The organism is Mycolicibacterium sp. XJ1819 (genome assembly GCF_053483675.1).
In genome coordinates this window covers 1-17,926 of sequence record NZ_JBEFST010000030.1, presented here as the reverse complement: position 1 = coordinate 17,926, position 17,926 = coordinate 1, and the positions used below count along the sequence as shown (strand labels likewise).

Sequence of the window (17,926 nt, the reverse complement as noted above, 5' to 3'; positions counted from 1 at the left end):
TCGCGGTCGCTCGCGAAAAGGGCTAGATGGCCTTGGCGGGCTCGCGGGACGCCAACTGGTCGTAGATCCACTTGTAAGTGCGCTCGAGACCGTCGGCGAGCTTGATCCCCGGCTCCCAACCGTAGATTTCCTGAATCATCGTGTTATCGCTGTTGCGGCCGCGCACGCCCTTGGGCGCGTCGAGGTTGTAGTTGCGCTTGACGGTGATTCCCGCGATTTGCTCGATAATGCTGACCATCTGATTGATGCTCACCAATTCCGAACTGCCGATGTTCACCGGTTCGGGACTGTCGCCTGCGGTCACGCGCAGCGTGCCCTCGACGCAGTCGTCGATGTACATGAAGCTACGGGTTTGCTCGCCGTCGCCCCAGATCTCGATCTCGTGCTCACCGGTCAGCACCGCCTCGGCAATCTTGCGGCACAGTGCGGCGGGTGCCTTCTCGCGTCCACCCTCGAAGCTGCCGATCGGTCCGTACACGTTGTGGTAGCGGCCGACGCGGGTCTGCAGCCCGAAGTCCTCCAGGAAGTGGCGGGCCATGCGCTCGCTGAACAGCTTCTCCCAGCCGTAGCCGTCCTCGGCCATGGCGGGGTAGGCGTCGGCTTCCTTCAGCGCGGTCACGTTGGCGTCAACTTGCTTGTCGGCGGCGTAAACACAGGCAGAACTCGAGTAGAAGTACCGGCTCACACCCGCGTCGTGGGCGGCCTGCAGCATGTGCGTGCTGATCAGAACCGAGAGCATGCAGTCGGCCTTGTGGGTCTCGATGAAGCCCATGCCGCCCATGTCGGCGGCCAGCATGTAGACGGTGTCGATGCCCTTGGCCGCCTCCTGCGCGTCGGCGAGCAGCGACAGGTCGAGCTGGCGCGCCTCGACGCCCTCGGGGACCTGATACCACTCCTCCAACGGCTTGACGTCTGCGCCGCGAACCTGATGGCCCTGTTCGCTGAGGGTCTTGGCAAGATGGCCCCCGATAAAGCCACCGGCGCCGGCGACAAGCACTGTTCCTCGCGAACCACTCACTTTTCATCCTCCAGGTTGCCGGCACATCCGCGGTGTTGCGGGGCACGTTCGGCCATTTCGCGTCTACTTTAGTCTTTGCTGAGAAATGGCTCTGGCTGGATCATAAACGCCAGTCACCACCGATTCAAAAGTGTCGCCGACAAGTTTCACGTCAAATGTCGTTTCGGCATAGGCGCGCGCGGCCGCGCCCATCTTCTCGCGGAGCGCGGCGTCGGCGAGCAAACCGTTGAGAGCGGCCGAGGACTTCTCCGCGTCCGTCGGGTCGACCACCACCCCTGCCTGCGCCGATTCGATCATGTGGGCCACCGCGTTGTCGGCGGGAAGCAGCCCCAGCACCGGCCGGCCAGCACAGAAGTAGTTGAGCACCTTCGAGGGCACCGAGTACCGGCTGGCGTCGCTTTCCAGCACCACCACCAGGACGTCGGCGGTGGCCAGCATGTCGGGAAGTTGCTCATAGGGTTGGTAGTCGAGCAATTTCAGGCTTGCGATGTTGCCGGCCTGACCGTCGAGCCATTCCCGGCCCTGGCCCTGAGACACCACCACCACACGGGTGCCGTCGGGTACCTGCTGGGCGAGCTTGGACAGCACCGACGGGTCGTGCTTGAGCCCGAGGGTGCCCGCGTACATCACCACCGGGACATCGGCCAGGCCCTGACTGCGCGACCAGTCGTTGTCCTTTGGGCGCAACGGCATTTCGTCGATCGCGCCCCAGTTGGGGATGACGCGGATCTTGTCGCGCGTGACGCCCCAGGCGTCGAGTTGGTCGATGAAGGTGTCGCTGATCGGCACCACGCCCGCCGCACCGCGGGCGACGATGCGTTCGGCGCTGCGGGCGGCCCAACCGATCAGGCCGCCGAGAGGACCCAGCCGCTGCCGGGCCACCACCGAGATCGCGTCGCTGTAGACGTCCTGCTGCCAGAACACATACGGCGTGCGGCGGCGCCGCAGCGTCAGAGTGAGGAACAGCAGTGACAGCAGCGGCACGTTGGACAGCACCACCACATCGGGGGTCGCGTCGCGGATCGCGCCGGCGGTGATGCGGGCGTACCGCAGTTCTTGCCGCAGGCGCGTCAGCGGCGAGTAGCGGGCGAACTCACCACCCAGTTCCAGCGCCCGCACCGAAAACGTCGCGGGGTCGCCTTCGCGCCGTTCGGTGGCGCCGCGGCCCGTGGTGTAGGAGGCGCAAAACTGGTGCTCGACGGTGTGGCCGCGGCGGGCCAGTTCGCGGCTGAGATGGACTTGACCCGGGTGGCCGGAGTAGTCGTGAACGACCAACCTCATGGCGAGGCTCCTGTGCGTCGGTGGGGGGCAGACACTGTCGTAGCATGCCAGCAAACCGGTCGTGGCGAAGCGTCGGCTCCACCCTGTCGGCTATGCGCCGTGTCCGGGGCCGATGTTGCGGGCCGGCCGGGTGCGAATGTCGTAGACGTATTCCGATGGGGCGCCCGCGATTTCGGCGGCGTCGGCCATGACGCCGAGATAACGCGCCGACGGCAGACCACCTTCCCACGCGTCGACCACGTACAGCCAGGCCAGCACCGGGTCGGTGGTGGTGTCCGAGGAGGTGCGGTGCACGCGGCACCGGATCTTCTTGTGGATGCCCAGCTCTGAGCCCTCCCAGCGGTCGAGGTTTTTCTCGTCGTCCTTGGTCACGTCGTAGAGCACCACGAACACGCTGGACGCCGGATCCTCGACGATGGTCGCCAGCGCGCCCTCCCACCCGATGTCCTCGCCGCCGAAGGTCAGCCGCCAACCGTGCAGCCACCCCGTGCCCGCCATCGGTGAGTGCGGTGCCCGCTGCAGCATCTGTTCCGGATGCATGTTGGACCCGTAGGCGGCGTAAATCGGCACGAGGAAAGATTAAGGCTTCGGTTCTGGACTGGGCGATCAACCGCCTGCTTGGCTAGCGTTGAGCGGGTGGCGACCAGAATTGTGATCATCGGCGGGGGACCGGCGGGCTACGAGGCGGCGCTGGTGGCGGCCGCGAAGGGACCCGAGGTCGCCGAGGTCACCGTGGTCGACGCCGACGGTATCGGCGGAGCGTGCGTGCTGTGGGACTGCGTGCCGTCCAAGACGTTCATCGCCTCGACCGGCGTGCGCACCGAACTGCGTCGCGCGCCGGACCTCGGCTACCAACTGGAGTTCGACGACGCCAAGATCGACGTGTCCAGGCTCAACGACCGGGTGAAAAAGCTGGCTGCCGCGCAGTCCGCCGACATCGCCGACCAACTGCGCCGCCAGGGCGTGACGTTGATCGCCGGCCGCGGCGAACTGGTCGACGACGTGCCGGGCATGGCGGCGCACTCTGTGAGGATCACCGCGCACGACGGTTCGGTGCGCACGATCAAGGCCGACGTCGTCCTGATCGCCACCGGCGCCAGCCCACGGGTACTGCCCGGCGCCCAGCCCGACGGTGAGCGGATCCTGAACTGGCGTCAGCTCTACGACCTCGACACCCTGCCGGAACACCTGGTGGTGGTGGGTTCGGGGGTGACCGGCGCGGAGTTCGTCAACGCGTTCACCGAACTCGGGGTGAAGGTCACCGTGGTGGCCAGCCGCGACCAGATCCTGCCGCACGAGGACTCCGACGCCGCCGCGGTGCTCGAGGACGTGTTCGCCTCGCGCGGCGTGACGTTGCTGAAGAACGCCCGGGCCGACTCCGTCACCCGCAAGGGCGACGGTGTGCTGGTGGAGATGACCGACGGACGCTCCGTGGAAGGCAGTCACGCGCTGATCACCGTCGGATCGGTGCCCAACACCAGCGGGCTGGGACTCGAGCGCGTCGGCATCGAACTGGGGCCCGGCGACTACCTCAAGGTCGACCGCGTATCGCGCACGGCGGTGCCGGGTATCTACGCCGCGGGCGATTGCACGGGGTTGATGCTGCTGGCGTCGGTGGCCGGCATGCAGGGCCGCATCGCGATGTATCACGCGTTGGGGGAGGGCCTGGAACCGATCCGGCTGCGCACGGTGGCGGCTGCGGTTTTCACCCGCCCCGAGATCGCCGCGGTCGGGGTACCACAGTCGGCGATCGACGACGGGTCGGTGCCGGCGCGCACCATCATGTTGCCGTTGAACACCAACGCCAGGGCCAAGATGTCGAGTCTGCGGCGTGGCTTCGTCAAGATCTTCTGCCGACCGGCCACGGGGGTGGTGATCGGCGGGGTGGTGGTGGCCCCGATTGCCTCGGAGCTGATCCTGCCGATCGCGCTGGCGGTGCAGAACGGCAACGACGTGGAGGATCTGGCGCAGACGTTTTCGGTTTATCCCTCGCTGTCGGGGTCTATCACAGAAGCTGGCCGCAGGTTGATGGCGCACGATGACCTGGATTGACCACTAACCTGGGCATACCGACGAGTAACTAGGAGTGCTTCCGGTGAGTGACCCGATTCCGGCCAGCGGCCAGACGCTGCTCGGCCCCGAACAACGGGCAGAAGCCTGGGAGCGGCTCGGCAGCGAGCAGTTCGACGTCGTCGTCATCGGCGGCGGTGTGGTGGGCGCGGGGGCGGCGCTGGACGCGGCGACGCGGGGGCTCAAGGTGGCGCTCGTCGAGGCCCGCGACTTCGCCTCGGGCACGTCGTCGCGCTCGTCGAAGATGTTCCACGGCGGGCTGCGATATCTCGAGCAACTCGAATTCGGTCTGGTGCGCGAGGCGCTCTACGAGCGCGAGTTGTCGTTGACGACGCTGTCACCGCATCTGGTCAAGCCGCTGCCGTTTCTGTACCCGTTGACCAAACGGTGGTGGGAACGGCCTTACGTCGCGGCGGGCATCTTTCTCTACGATCAGCTGGGCGGATCGAAATCGGTTCCGGCGCAGAAGCATCTGACCCGCGCAGGGGCGCTGCGGCTGTCGCCGGGTCTCAAGCGCTCGTCGTTGATCGGGGGCATCCGCTACTACGACACCGTGGTCGACGACGCCCGCCACACCATGACCGTGGTGCGCACCGCGGCGCACTACGGAGCGGTGGTGCGGTCCTCGACGCAGGTGGTGGCGCTGCTGCGCGAGGGCGACCGGGTGGTCGGCGTGGAGGTGCGCGACTCCGAGGACGGGTCGGTCACCGAGGTGCGCGGGCACGTGGTCGTCAACGCCACCGGCGTGTGGACGGACGAGATCCAGGCGCTGTCCAAGCAGCGCGGGCGATTTCGGGTGCGGGCGTCCAAGGGGGTGCACATCGTGGTGCCACGCGACCGGATCGTCAGCGAGGTCGCGATCATTCTGCGCACCGAGAAGTCGGTGCTGTTCGTGATCCCGTGGGGCACGCACTGGATCATCGGCACCACCGACACCGACTGGAATCTGGACCTCGCTCACCCGGCGGCCACCAAGGCCGATATCGACTACATCCTCGAACAGGTCAACAAGGTGTTGGCCACGCCGCTTTCCCACGACGACATCGACGGCGTGTACGCGGGACTGCGCCCGTTGCTGGCGGGGGAGAGCGAGGAGACGTCCAAACTGTCCCGCGAGCACGCCGTGGCGGTGCCGGCGCCCGGTCTGGTGGCGATCGCGGGCGGCAAGTACACCACGTACCGGGTGATGGGTGCCGATGCGATCGACGCCGCCGCCGAGTTCATTCCCGCCCGGGTGGCGCCCTCGATCACCGAGAAGGTGCCGCTGATGGGCGCCGACGGATACTTTGCACTGATCAACCAGACGGAAAGTGTCGGGGCCCATCATGATCTGCATCCATATCGGGTGCGGCACCTGCTGGACCGATACGGCTCGCTGATCGGTGAGGTGCTCCAGATGGCAGGCGAGGAGGGCGCTGCTCGTCCGGATCTGCTCGAGCCCATCACCGAGGCGCCGGTGTATCTGAAGGTGGAGGCGTGGTACGCCGCGGCTGCCGAGGGTGCGTTGCATCTGGAGGACATCCTGGCGCGTCGGATGCGGATCTCGATCGAATACCCGCATCGCGGTGTGGACTGCGCGCGCGAAGTCGCCGAAGTGGTTGCGCCGGTGCTGGGTTGGAGCGCAGCCGATGTCGACCGTGAGGTGGCGACGTATCTGGCGCGGGTGGACGCCGAGGTGCGATCGCAGCAGGAACCGGACGACGAATCGGCCGACGCGTTGCGCGCCGCGGCGCCGGAGGCGCGGGCCGAGATCCTCGAACCGGTGCCGCTGAATTGAGGCGTGTCCCGCCGCTGCCGGTGCGTGACGGGCTGGGGCCGGCGCGGGTGCGGTTGCGCGGCGGGGCCGTGCTGGTGGAGCTCTCGTCGCGGTTCGGTGCGGATGCGGCGGCGAAAGTGCTTGCCGGCGAAGTGGTCTGCGCCGACGGGACGGTGGTGACGCCCGCTACGGTGTTGCCGGCCGGATCGTTTGTCTACCTGTACCGGGATCTGCGCGACGAGGTGCCGGTGCCCTTCGACATCCCGGTGCTGTATCGCGACGAGAACATCGTGGTGGTGGACAAACCGCATTTCCTGGCAACGATGCCGCGGGGCCGGCACGTGGCGCAGACGGCGTTGGTCCGGTTGCGGCGCGCTTTGGACTTACCGGAGTTGTCCCCGGCGCACAGGTTGGATCGGTTGACGGCAGGGGTGTTGCTGTTCACTACGCGGCGTGAGGTCCGCGGCCCATATCAGACGATGTTCGCGCAGGGTTCGGTGTCGAAGACATACCTCGCAAGGGCTCGCGACGAGATGGAATTGGAGTTTCCGCGTGTGGTGCGCAGCCGAATCATCAAGCGGCGCGGGGTCTTACAAGCGATCGAGGAGCCGGGCGAGCCGAATGCCGAGACGCTGGTGGAGTCGGTGGGCGACGGCCTGTACCGGCTGACCCCGCGGACCGGGCGCACGCACCAACTGCGGGTGCACATGGCGTCGCTGGGACTGCCGATCATCGGTGATCCGTTGTATCCGACGGTGATCGACGTGGCACCCGACGACTTTTCGCGGCCACTGCACCTGCTGGCGAAGCGCCTTGAGTTCGACGACCCCATCAGTGGTCGGGGGCGGGAGTTCGTGAGCAGCCGCGAAGTGTGAGGTTCAGGCCGGGCTGCGCAACGTGTCGACCATCTTGTTGATCACGTCGGGCTTGGGCGTGGCGTTGACACCCTCGCGCAGGGAGATGAGGAAGACCACGGAGCCCTCGACGTTGGGCACGGTGGTGACCACCATGCTGTGCAGTGCCGTCGGCCCGTTGCAGTCATCGGTCGCTATCCCGGTGACGGTGGCAACTCGCTGCACGGCCGGATGGTCGCCGATGGTGAAATCCCGCACCGGCGTGTACTCGACCTTGGGTACCTGGCCGTTTTGCTCGTAGATGGCCGGTACCGTGGCGAGTTCTTCGTCGAGAGCCGCGCCGATGTCCGGATTCTTCGAACTCGCCACGCCGGCCATCGCGATGTTCTGTTTCGGGCACGCCGGGTTGGCGACGGTGGCGGGGGCGCCGATCTCGCGGACCACACACTGGCCCTGCGGGCAGGGCTTGGCCCAGCCCATGCGGACGCCACACGCCGCGACCGACCAGTCCGGCGGGGCGGCGTAGGCCAGGCCGAGCCGGTTCACCGTTGCGTGCCAACCCGGTTGGGACCCGGGGTCGACATTCGCGGTGTAGCCCTCACAGGTCATCGACTGTTCGGTGGTGCCGGTGCCCTGTGGAGGCGCCGACCGGACCTCAGACGTCGGGGTGGGCGCTGCGACGGCGGGTTCATCGGCCGGATCGTTCTTGAACTGCGTGATCAACACCGCGGACAGCACCACGATGATGACGACCGCGATCCCCAACGCGATCGCCAGCCAGGGCGGGCGGCGCTTTTGCCCAGGCACATATCCGGGGTAGTCATGGCGCGGATCCATGGGGCCTGGCATCGGTTGATTCAAGGGACGCTCCGTACAGTTGGGCCGGGATGAACGTGGTTCGCCCTTGGTGATTATCCCGATTTGTTGCTCGCGAGTTGCCTCTTCCGCATTGAACTTTCCGAACAGGGACTACCGCACCTCACTACCGATCGACTCAGCCTTCGTGGCCGTAGAGCTGAAAGCCGACGTAACGGTCGGTGAACATCAGGCTGCCATCGTTGAAGCGCACCACGTCGTCCCCAACGCCGCCGGTGCTGCCCCAGCCGAAGGCGCTGGCGTTGGTGCTGTACATGCTGACGTAATAGTCGCCCGCATCGAGGGCCCAGGCGGGCAGATCGACCACCGCCCAATAGGTCAGGTAACCGGCCGGCGGGTCCCCACCCGGCTCCGTTGTGTACTGCCCACTCGGCACGTCGGTTTCGTATAGGATTGTGCCTCCCGGCGAGTCCCAAATGGTGATCTTCAAGTCGTCCGCAGGCTGTGTGCTGAGTACCGCAAAACGTCCGCTGGTCAGCGTGGCGTCGTTGTCCAAAGTGAAGGAGCCGAAGGTGGTGGCGTCCGCGTGGTCGCACGGCGAGCACCAACTGGTACTCCACGTCGCCGACGGTTGATCCACCAGCACCACAGGCTCGGCCAGCGGCGGAGCGATGGTCACGATGGTCGAGGCACCATACTCGGTGCCGTCGAACACTCGGTAGGCAAAGCTGTCCTCGCCCGCCGATTCCGGTGCGATGTAGAAGAAGTCGCCGGTCGCTGGATCGAGCGAGAACGTGCTGGGGACGGCGTTCGCCGGGCCGCTGACAAGCTGCACAGTCCGAACACCGCCTTCAGCGTCGAGGGGGTCGTTGGTCAAGACGTTCCCCGCGACGGCGTTGAATCCGCCGGGGAAGGGAGCGGTCGTGAAGGTGTCTGGGGTGCCGTCGACCACGTCGTTGACCGCGACCACGGTGACGGTCTTGGTGGCGGTGGCGGTGGCGTTGTGGTCGTCGAAGACCAGGAAGCCGATGGTGCGCTCGCCTGCGACGGGGGCATCCCCGGCGGTGGTGAAGGTGATGTTGCGCAACGCTTCGAGGTATTCGTCCACAGACGCGGTGCCGGTCAGCACCAGGAAAGTCGGGCTGCTGTCCGGGTGCAAATGGATGATGTTGCCCGGCAACGGCGTCCAGGTCAGGACATCACCGGGTTGGGCGCCGTCGATGCCAATCCAGGCCTGCGTGATGGGCGAGTCGGGGTCGGCCAGTACCAGATCGGGGTCGACGGGCACCGGTGCGTCGTTTTCTGTGTAGGTGGTGCTGCCCGCACTGGTGCTCAGCGTCGGGGGATCGTTGGCGGCGACCACGGTGACGGTCTTGGTGGCGCCGTTGCTGGGCGCGAATTGGTCATCGAAGACGGCGAAGCCGATGGTGCGCTCGCCGGCGACGGGGGCATCGCCGGCGGTGGTGAAGGTGACGTTGCGCAGAGCCTCTTGGTATTCGGCCACAGAGGCGTCACCGGTGAGTGCTAGGAACTCGCCGGTGCTGTCGGGGTGCAGCGTGATGGTCGATCCCGCCGGTGGGGTCCAGGCCAGGGCGTCGCCGGGCTGGGCGCCGGCAAGCGCGACCAGCGCCCCCGACAAAGTCGGGGAGTCCACATCGGACAATGTCAGATTCGAGTCGACAGCGACCGGCGAACCGTTTTCGGTGTAGGTAGTGGTGCCCGGGCTCGTGCTCACCGCCGGGGCGTCGTTGACACCGGTGATGGTGACCGTGACAGTGGCAGTGTCGGTGAGGTTGCCGTCGGAGACGGTGTAGGTGAACGTGTCGATGAGGATCTCCCCGGTATCGAGACCCTGCACCGTGGGATTGGTCGCATCGGGAACATAGGTGACCGTGCCGCCGGAGAAGCTCACGGCGCCGTAGGCCGGTGGGTCGTTGATCACGGCGGAGACGAAGAGCGCCTCGCCGTCGACATCGGTGTCATTGGCCACCACATTGTAAGTCGTTCCCGTGAGGGAGTTTTCGCCGACCGAGAATGCGTCGGGATTGGCCACCGGGGCGTCGTTGACGCCGACGATGGTGACCGTGACCGTGGCCGTGTCGCTCAGGTCACCGTCGGTCACCGTGTAGGTGAAGGTGTCGGTGATGGTTTCACCCGTGTCGAGGCCCCGTAGGGTCGCGTGGCTGGTGTCCACAATGTAGGTGACGGTGCCGCCGGAGAAGCCCACGGTTCCGTAGGCCGGCGGGTCGTTGACGACAGCGGAGACGTTGAGCGCCTCGCCGTCGACGTCGATGTCGTTGGCCACCACGTTGTAAGTGACTGCAGTGGTGGAGTCCGCGCTGACGGTGCCGGGGATGACGTCGTCGACGGCGACGGGAGCGTCGTTGACGCCGGTGACGGTGATGCGCAGGGTGCCGGTGTCGCTCGAAACGCCATCGCTGACAATGTAATCGAATACGTCCTCGGCGGTTTCGCCGTCATCGAGGACCCCTCCCGCGGCGTTACCGCCGCCGACTATCGCCGGTCCGCTCGAGGTGAACGTCAGCGGAAGGTTGAGGCTGCCTCCGGTCCCGAAGGTGGAGTTGACGATGGTGTAGGTCTGCCCCGCGGTGAGGTTGGCAGTGACCTGCGGTTCCAGGCCAATCGGGCCGCCACCGGAGTCGTCGTCACGGGTGATCAGATTGGTGTTTTCGGAATTGGGATCGAAGGTCCCGTTGTAGACGAACAGTGTGGTGTCGCGCGGAATGTTGACCTGCCGGATCACATAGGTTCCGGTGGTCTGTGGGACGAAGCTGAGGCAACGTAGGGCTTGTTGCCTTGGACGTAGTAATTGCTGAAGTACGTGCCCTGGCTGACTTGGGCCGTGTTGGTGAGCGTGAATTGGCCTCCACCCGAACCGACCACGGTGCCGTGGCCGGGGGTGTAGGTGTAGGCACCAGATTCGTCGATGGTGAGGGTGCCGTACTGGCCGACCATGGGGGCGGTGGTGGTAACCGAGAGGGCGTCGCCGTCGGGGTCGGTGTCGTTGGTCAGCACATTGCCTGTCGCCGCGGTGTCCTCGTCGGTGGCGTCCTCGTCGTCGAAGGCGACAGGCGGGTCGTTGACACCGTTGATGGTCACGTTGACGGTGGCGACATTGGAGACCGCGCCGGTGTTGTCGGTGACGGTGTAGGTGAACGAGTCGGTGGCGTCTTCGTCGCCGTTGTTCTCGTAGGTGATGGTGCCGTCGGGATTGGCCGTGGCGATGCCATGGCCGGGTTGGGTGACGACGGTGACGGTGTTGGGTACCAGGGCGTTGGTGCCTGTCGCGGTGCCGTCGGCGTCGGTGTCGTTGGCCAGCACGGTGATTGAGGTGCTCTGGCCCTCGTTTACATTCGCCGCGTCGTTGTTGGCCACGGGATCGTTGATCCCCACCTTGATCGACACGGTGGCGGGTGCGCTGAACTGGCCGGCGCCGTTGACGCGGTAGGTGAAGGTGTCGATTCCGGTGAAGTTGGCCGCCGGCGTGTAGTTGAACGCGCCGTTGGGTAGGAAGCTCAGCGTGCCGTGGCTGGGGCCGGATACCAGTTGAGCCGTCAGTGTGGGGGTGTCGACATCTGTGTCGTTGGCGAGCACACCCTTGACAGGCACGTTGAGCTTGGTCTTGACCGGTGTGACATAGCTGTCGGAGACGCCTACTGGCGCATCGGCGACGGGGGTCACCGCGAAGGTCGCGGTGGCGACCCCGCTGTAGGCCACACCGTCGAAGGCGCGGTAGGTGAAGGTGTCTTGTCCGTAGAAGTCGGCATTGGGCGTGTAGGTATATGAGCCGTCGGGGTTGAGGTTTACCGCGCCGTTGCGCGGGCCGGTGACCAGTACGGCAGTCAACGGGTTGTTCTCTTTGTCGGTGTCGTTTGCCAACACGCCCGGTCCGGTGACGACCAGGGTCGTGTCCTCGGACAGCACCTTGGCCGGGTCGTTGTAGGCGACGGGCGCGGTGTTGGGAACAGTCAGCGCTGCAAATGACATCGGCGCGCTGCTCATCGACATCAAACCGGCTGGGGCCACGGGGGTTTCGGTTGTCAGCTCGGTCTGCAACGGTGCGGGCGCCGGCGCGAGGGCGCCCAATGTGTGGGCGGCTTCGCGGCGTACCCAGGCCAGCATCGCCCACAACAGAGTCGGCTCGGTGGGCGCCGAGGGCCCCGTCGACAGCAACGGTGAGAGCAACGCGGTGACGAACGAGGTGATCACGCTGGTCACCGCGGCGGCTGGATTGGTCACGGACCGCTGCGACAACCCGGTCTGGGTGTGCGTGGTGAACGCAGACTCGTTCTGTGTGGTCAGCGCCGACCGTTGGCCTTGATCGACTGGCCCACCGCCGCTGAAACCGGACCCCGACGGCACCGTGAGATTGGTCAACGTCGAGACAGCGTGGTCGTCGTCGAACGGTAGGCCCTGTTTGACGCTATGGGACGGAATGGATTGCTCAGCAGACAGTGTCGTCAATGTCGACCCACTGCGGCTGCCCTCATTGTCCTGACCGGGTGGAGTATTTCCGAGGTTGGCGACGGGATTGGCCTGCGACGGGGGCGGCGTCTGACCGTCTTCACCGTTTTGACCATCGGCGCCGTCGGCTCCGGGCAGCCCGTTTTCGCCCTTGGCGCCATCCAACTCGGTTAGGGCGTCGCTGATGTCCAAGTCCTCATCGGATCGGTCGGCGTCGTCTAGCAAAGCTATGTCCGATATCGAAGAAAGGAATCGGGGATTTCCCTATGTTTTCCCCTCGCCGATCTGGGCAAGCACGTGACGGGTAAGTGATTTGCTGCTCGGCGTTCGACTGGCTGAGCAAGTTGCCGGGCCAGTTTGGCCACCACAGTTGCGAATGCGAACAGTCTCCGTTGTTACCGACGGTGTTTCACTGTTTGACGATGACGTACTCAACCGAATCTTTGCGTTAGCCATAATTCGGAATTCGTCAGACCGTCAATTTGCCCTGGTGGAGCAGCTATTCGAAAATGGTCGGTCGATGGCGATCAGGGGGTCACGTCACGAAGCGCATGCCTGGCGAAGGGCAAACGAGCAAGATCAGTCCCGTCGCGGTAATCGCGGATGCACACGAGTCGTCAAGAAGGGCGAACGCGCTCGGTTCGCGGCCCTCGCGCGAACAGAAACCGCGATCCGATCCGCCGGTTCGTTTCCCCCCAACCGAACCAGCGGATCGGACGGCCTCGGGTTGGGCGGCGGCCCGCAGTAGGTCCGCTGATGGCAATGATCCCTACCCCTCTGCTCGGATTCCCCCGGGACCGATGCAGTGACCATGTGCCGACCGCTGAGCGACGACGCCCTCACCGATGCAGCAAACATACGACGATCTCTGCGAGAAGGGAATCAGGGGTTTCCCTACTCTTTTCGATGAGCTGCTGGCAAGGGGTTCACGCCAGCAAAGCAATTCGCTGCTGATGCGCGGTGCGGGGGCCGGGGGCGGCGACGGCGACATTTTCCCAACGCAATCAGATGGCTCGCGAATGCTAGCGTAACCTGGGTTATACCTGCTGGCTTGTAGTGCCGTCTGTCATGAGCTCCCGCGCTATGCGCCGGATTTGGAAAGCTGAACTTGTGATCGCGAATTTTAGCTGAAAGCGTCAATTATATATCGCTGGCAAAGCTGGTGACCCTATGACGGCAGATGGTTTCCAGGCATCTCGGGTCGCCAAACGGGCCAGCCGTTGCGATTTAGGCAAACTAGTTCACCGGGATCCGGCGGCGATCACGGCGCGGTTTCGTTCGGCCACCACCCCGAGGTCTGGTTTCATCACCCTGCGGTCGTAGGTCAGGTAGCCGTTGACCTCGTTCTCGACGTCGGTGGTCTGGGTGTAGATCGCTCCTGACAGACCGTGGGTGTGGATCGCATGCTCCAAGTCGAGGCTGACTTCGACGTAGCGCTTGGTCAGCTGCTCCTTGCTGTCGGTCATCTCGTAAGCCATCGGAGGTCCGGGCCACCTGTTTTGTTCGACTACCAGGCCCAGACCCCCGTATTCACCATTGACGGTCACCCGTCCGTCGTCTACTTCGGGGCGACCGGGCCCGACGTAGGTGTGATCGTCGTAAACGTCGCCTGCGCCGGTGTCAGTGCGCGATTGGCAGCAGTTCGTCCCGCTGTTGGGCACCACCATCCGTGTGGCGTCCATGGCTTTGACCGCATTGGCGATGCGGGCGGTGTCGAACTCGCCCCAACCCTCGTTAAACGGCACCCAGGCGACTATCGAGGTGACGTTGCGCAATTGGTCCACCATCTCCGCTAGCCCGCTCTCGTAATTGACTTGCGCCTCCAACTCCGGATCCGGCGCGGGGCCCCATACCCCTTCGATCGAGGCGGTCAACGGCAGCGACGGCATGTCCTGCCAGACCAGCAGTCCGAGCTTGTCCGCCCAGTAGTACCACCGCGCCGGCTCGACCTTGATGTGTTTACGCACGAAGTTGAATCCCAATGCCTTTGTCTGTTCAAGGTCGAACCTCAGTGCGGCATCGGTGGGAGCGGTGTAGATCCCGTCGGGCCAGTAGCCCTGGTCCAGGGGGCCGTGCAGGAAGACGATCTTGTCGTTCAGGGCGATTCGCGATCTGCCCCGCGCGTCGTCGACCGTGCCGATGGTGCGCAATCCTCCGTAGCTGGACACCTCGTCGACGACATCGCCCGCCGCATCCACCAATCGCACCGTCACGTCGTAGAGGTACGGGTCATCGGGCGTCCACAACCGCGGCTTCGGTACCGCGATCCGTATCGTCTCGCCGGGCATCCCGGACTTGCTCGCGACTGGTTTGCCTTGCGGTGCGGCGACAGTGACCTCCACGCGTTGGTCGCCGGCACCCGAAATCTTCGGCCGGACAGCAAAACTGGTCAGGTCCGCAGTGATGTCGAGCTTGTCGATGTGGGCGGCAGGCACAGGCTCCATCCACACCGTCTGCCAGATGCCCGACGCACCGGTGTAGAACAGGCCCTTTGGCCGGTTGCTCTGTTTGCCGACCGGAAACGGATTGGTGTCGTTGCGGTCCTCGACGCGGACCGTCAATTCCTGCAGACCCGACGGCCGCAGTGCGCTGGTGATGTCAGCACTGAACGCCGTGTAGCCGCCTTCGTGATGGGCCACCCTGCGATCGTTCACCCACACCGTCGCTACTTGGTCGACCGCGCCGAAATGCAAAAGCACGCGCTGATCGGCCCAGCCGTCCGGGACCCGAAAAGTTCGGCGATACCACATCTGGTCGTCGTGGCGCTCGACCCCGGACAGCGCCGACTCCGGCGGGTATGGCACCAGGATCTGCTCACGGTAGTCGGCCGGCGCCGGGGGTCGGGAAGTGACATCCGCGGCCGGCCTGCCTGCGTAGTCCCAGACTCCGTTGAGGTTCTGCCAGCGCGACCGCGCCATCTGCGGGCGTGGGTATTCAGGTAGCGCATTGGCAGGCCCCACCTCGTGCGTCCACGGCGTCGACAAGACCGGTTCCTTGGCGCTCCAGGTGCTGGCCGCGTGGGCGGGCACATCCGTCATCACCGGCGCCAACAGTACCAACCCGACCGTGACGAAACGCGCGATGCGTTTCGCTCTCATAGAGGCAGGCCAGACGGTGCAAAAGCTTCGAACAAGTTGTCCTTCAATAAGATTGACACGGCACTGGACAAAGCCGGGCGTGTGGAGCCGTCGGCGGATGGAGCATACCGAGATCGAGCCGTGCCGTCGAGATGGGTTTCCGCGCTCGTTTTGCCGACGCGAGGGGGCCCAGACGGGCACAATCAAGGAGGGCCGACTACGAGGTCCTGAAGGAGGGGGAGATTGCGTAAGGCAGGGTTGCTGGTCGCGGCGTTTCTGTTCGTCGCGGGCCTGGTCAATGTCAGCTTGCCCTCGGCTGAGGCGACACTCTGCGGGTCGGTCGGGGGTCGGCATGTCGACGTGACCGGGTGCGCAGACCCGTTGTCGTATCTCAACGACGTATTGCCTCCGCCGCCACCCCCTCCACCGCCGCCTCCGCCGCCGGGCGAGCCGCCACCCCCACCACCACCGCCGCCTCCACCGCCGGCACCGGTGCCGTACTACGTGCCGCCTGCGCCGAACGTGAACGTATGCGCGAGCGTGGGTCGACGGGTCAGCGTTTCGGGCTGCATCTAGGCATGAGCGCACCGCTGGAGCCCACACCCGATCAGTACGAGGCACTGGCGGCGAGACCTGCTGACGAGCCCGTCGTGATGGTGAACCTGCTGCAGTTCGGCGCCGGGGGCAGGGAAAGTTATCTGCGGTATGTGCAGGAGGCGGGACCGCATCTGCGGCGGGTGGGTGGGACGGTACGTTATGCCGGTACAGCGCCTGCGCAGATCATCGGCGACGGAGAAAAGCTTTGGTGGGACGCGATTCTCGTGGTGGAATACCCGTCGCCTGCGGCGTTTCTGGAGATGGTGACCGACGAGCAGTATCTCAAGATTCACGAGTACCGCGCTGACGCGCTGACCCGCGGCGACCTGATCGCCACGTCGACGTGGAGCATAGGCGGCTGAGCTCGGACGACGGTGGGATGCGGCATCCGCAGCCGCGGCCGGCCGGTCATCTGTTTGACTGTGCGGGTGGATCGGACGACTTTTGACCGGCTGTTCGACATGACCGGTCGCACCGTCATCGTGACCGGAGGTACCAGGGGCATCGGGTTGGCGCTGGCCGAGGGGTTCGCGCTGGCCGGCGCCAATGTGGTGGTGGCCAGCCGCAAGGCCGACGCCTGCGAGCAGGCCGCCAAGCAGTTGCGGGAACTGGGGGCCAAAGCGATCGGCGTGCCGACGCACTCCGGCGACATCACGGATCTCGAGGCGCTGGTGCAGCGGACCGTCGAGGAGTTCGGCGGGATCGATGTCGTGGTGAACAACGCTGCGAACGCCCTGGCGCAGCCGCTGGGGGAGATGACGCCGGAGGCGTGGACGAAGTCGCACGAGGTGAACCTGCGGGGTCCCGTCTTTCTTGTGCAGCACGCGTTGCCTCATCTCAAGGCCAGCGAGCACGCGGCGGTGATCAACATGGTGTCGGTGGGTGCGTTCAATTTCGCGCCGACGATGTCGATATACGTCGCGAACAAGGCGGCCTTGATGTCGGTCACGCGGTCGATGGCCGCCGAGTTCGTGCAGTTCGGCATCCGGGTGAACGCCATCGCGCCGGGCCCGGTCGACACCGACATGATGCGCAAGAATCCGCAGGCGGCCGTCGACGCGATGGTCGGCGGCACGCTGATGAAGAGGCTGGCCACGCCAGACGAAATGATCGGTGCGGCACTGCTGTTGGCGTCGGACGCTGGAAGCTATATCACCGGAACGGTCATCATCGTCGACGGTGGCGGAACGCCTCGCTAGCGTCGAGCATCGATGGGCAAGGTCCTTGTTGTGCTGCGGGTTGCAGCGAAGCGATCCGCTTCTGGCGAAGGAGATACCAGGGCGGCTGGCTTATTGCATACCGAGGACGGTTAGGTCACAACTCCAATATGAGTGGAACGGTGATTATTACTGTTTGCGGTTCACTCCACGTCGTCCCGTCCCAGACGCGGTACGTGAAGCTGTCTGGGATGCCGAGTGCCAATGACGTATAGGTGAAGGTGCCGTTCGGGTTTAGGTTGAAGGATAGGGCGTGGCTCGGACCGCTGACCAGTTGTGCTGTCAGTGGATCGCCGTCGGGGTCGGTGTCATTAGACAACACGTTGGGCGCACCAGACCCTGTAGGAACCGATGCAGTGATTTTCAACTGAAGGCCAATTAGTTGGACGCCACCCACTCCTGCGTGGAAGTTATCCGGGTTGGCAACGGGTGGATCGTTGACGGCGTTGACGGTGATGGTGACGGTGGCGGTGTTGCCGTTGGCGGTGCCGTCGTTGGCGAGGTAGGTGAAGGTGTCGGTGCCGTAGAAGTCGGCATCCGGGGTGTAGGTGAACGACCCGTCGGCATTCAACGTCAGGCTGCCGTTCGAGGGTCCGTCCACCAACACCGCTGTCAATGAGTCGTTGTCGTAGTCGGTGTCATTAGTGAGGACGCCTGGCCCGGTGATAGTGAGGGTGCCGTCTTCATCAACCTGATAGGCGTCGTCGACGGTCACGGGTGCTTCGTCGTTGACCGGGTTGACCGTGATGGTGACG

General features: G+C 65.2%; 13 protein-coding genes. 5 read left to right on the top strand and 8 right to left on the bottom strand.

What is annotated here, in order from left to right:
• Positions 1-22 precede the first annotated feature (22 nt).
• The 3 genes from ABQE89_RS25170 to ABQE89_RS25160 form a co-directional block, all read right to left on the bottom strand.
• Positions 23-1,018, bottom strand: coding sequence for an NAD-dependent epimerase/dehydratase family protein (locus ABQE89_RS25170; RefSeq protein ID WP_448421785.1), 996 nt, complete (start codon positions 1,016-1,018; stop codon positions 23-25).
• A gap of 63 nt (positions 1,019-1,081) precedes the next feature.
• Positions 1,082-2,299 carry a glycosyltransferase family 4 protein gene (locus tag ABQE89_RS25165; protein WP_448421783.1) on the bottom strand — a complete coding sequence of 406 codons (1,218 nt, stop codon included), beginning with the start codon at positions 2,297-2,299 and terminating at the stop codon, positions 1,082-1,084.
• A gap of 90 nt (positions 2,300-2,389) precedes the next feature.
• Positions 2,390-2,869, bottom strand: coding sequence for a gamma-glutamylcyclotransferase family protein (locus ABQE89_RS25160; protein ID WP_448421781.1), 480 nt, complete (start codon positions 2,867-2,869; stop codon positions 2,390-2,392).
• Positions 2,870-2,935: 66 nt separating this feature from the next.
• On the opposite strand from ABQE89_RS25160, the gene ABQE89_RS25155 reads away from it, so the two are divergent.
• Genes ABQE89_RS25155 through ABQE89_RS25145 form a run of 3 tightly spaced genes read left to right on the top strand, consistent with a single transcriptional unit; the run spans position 2,936 to position 7,000 of the window.
• Positions 2,936-4,351, top strand: coding sequence for an NAD(P)H-quinone dehydrogenase (locus ABQE89_RS25155; RefSeq protein ID WP_448421779.1), 1,416 nt, complete (start codon positions 2,936-2,938; stop codon positions 4,349-4,351).
• Positions 4,352-4,394: 43 nt separating this feature from the next.
• Complete coding sequence (locus ABQE89_RS25150) at positions 4,395-6,146, top strand: glycerol-3-phosphate dehydrogenase/oxidase (RefSeq protein WP_448421777.1); 1,752 nt, start codon at positions 4,395-4,397, stop codon at positions 6,144-6,146.
• Positions 6,143-7,000, top strand: coding sequence for a pseudouridine synthase (locus ABQE89_RS25145; RefSeq protein WP_448421775.1), 858 nt, complete (start codon positions 6,143-6,145; stop codon positions 6,998-7,000). The genes ABQE89_RS25150 and ABQE89_RS25145 overlap by 4 nt, the downstream gene beginning before the upstream one ends.
• Before the next feature lie 3 nt (positions 7,001-7,003).
• On the opposite strand, the gene ABQE89_RS25140 is transcribed toward ABQE89_RS25145, so the two are convergent.
• The 4 genes from ABQE89_RS25140 to ABQE89_RS25125 form a co-directional block, all read right to left on the bottom strand.
• The gene (locus tag ABQE89_RS25140) at positions 7,004-7,828 is read right to left on the bottom strand and encodes a DUF8017 domain-containing protein (protein ID WP_448421773.1); all 825 of its coding nucleotides are present in this window, start codon (positions 7,826-7,828) and stop codon (positions 7,004-7,006) included.
• Between the two features lie 145 nt (positions 7,829-7,973).
• Positions 7,974-10,559: a cadherin-like domain-containing protein gene (locus tag ABQE89_RS25135; protein ID WP_448421771.1), complete on the bottom strand. Its 2,586-nt coding sequence runs from the start codon at positions 10,557-10,559 to the stop codon at positions 7,974-7,976.
• Complete coding sequence (locus ABQE89_RS25130; RefSeq protein ID WP_448421769.1) at positions 10,556-12,472, bottom strand: cadherin-like domain-containing protein; 1,917 nt, start codon at positions 12,470-12,472, stop codon at positions 10,556-10,558. Before ABQE89_RS25130 ends, ABQE89_RS25135 begins: the two co-directional genes overlap by 4 nt.
• Before the next feature lie 1,049 nt (positions 12,473-13,521).
• Positions 13,522-15,378 (bottom strand): glycoside hydrolase family 2 protein, encoded by a 1,857-nt coding sequence (locus ABQE89_RS25125; protein WP_448421767.1) that lies wholly within the window; start codon positions 15,376-15,378, stop codon positions 13,522-13,524.
• Positions 15,379-15,725: 347 nt separating this feature from the next.
• On the opposite strand from ABQE89_RS25125, the gene ABQE89_RS25120 reads away from it, so the two are divergent.
• Positions 15,726-16,316 carry a DUF1330 domain-containing protein gene (locus ABQE89_RS25120; protein ID WP_448421764.1) on the top strand — a complete coding sequence of 197 codons (591 nt, stop codon included), beginning with the start codon at positions 15,726-15,728 and terminating at the stop codon, positions 16,314-16,316.
• 66 nt (positions 16,317-16,382) lie between these two features.
• Positions 16,383-17,153 carry an SDR family NAD(P)-dependent oxidoreductase gene (locus ABQE89_RS25115; protein ID WP_448421762.1) on the top strand — a complete coding sequence of 257 codons (771 nt, stop codon included), beginning with the start codon at positions 16,383-16,385 and terminating at the stop codon, positions 17,151-17,153.
• A gap of 115 nt (positions 17,154-17,268) precedes the next feature.
• Here the strand turns inward: ABQE89_RS25115 and ABQE89_RS25110 are convergent.
• Positions 17,269-17,926: cadherin-like domain-containing protein (locus tag ABQE89_RS25110; RefSeq protein WP_448421760.1), on the bottom strand; the 658-nt coding region annotated here is incomplete at its 5' end.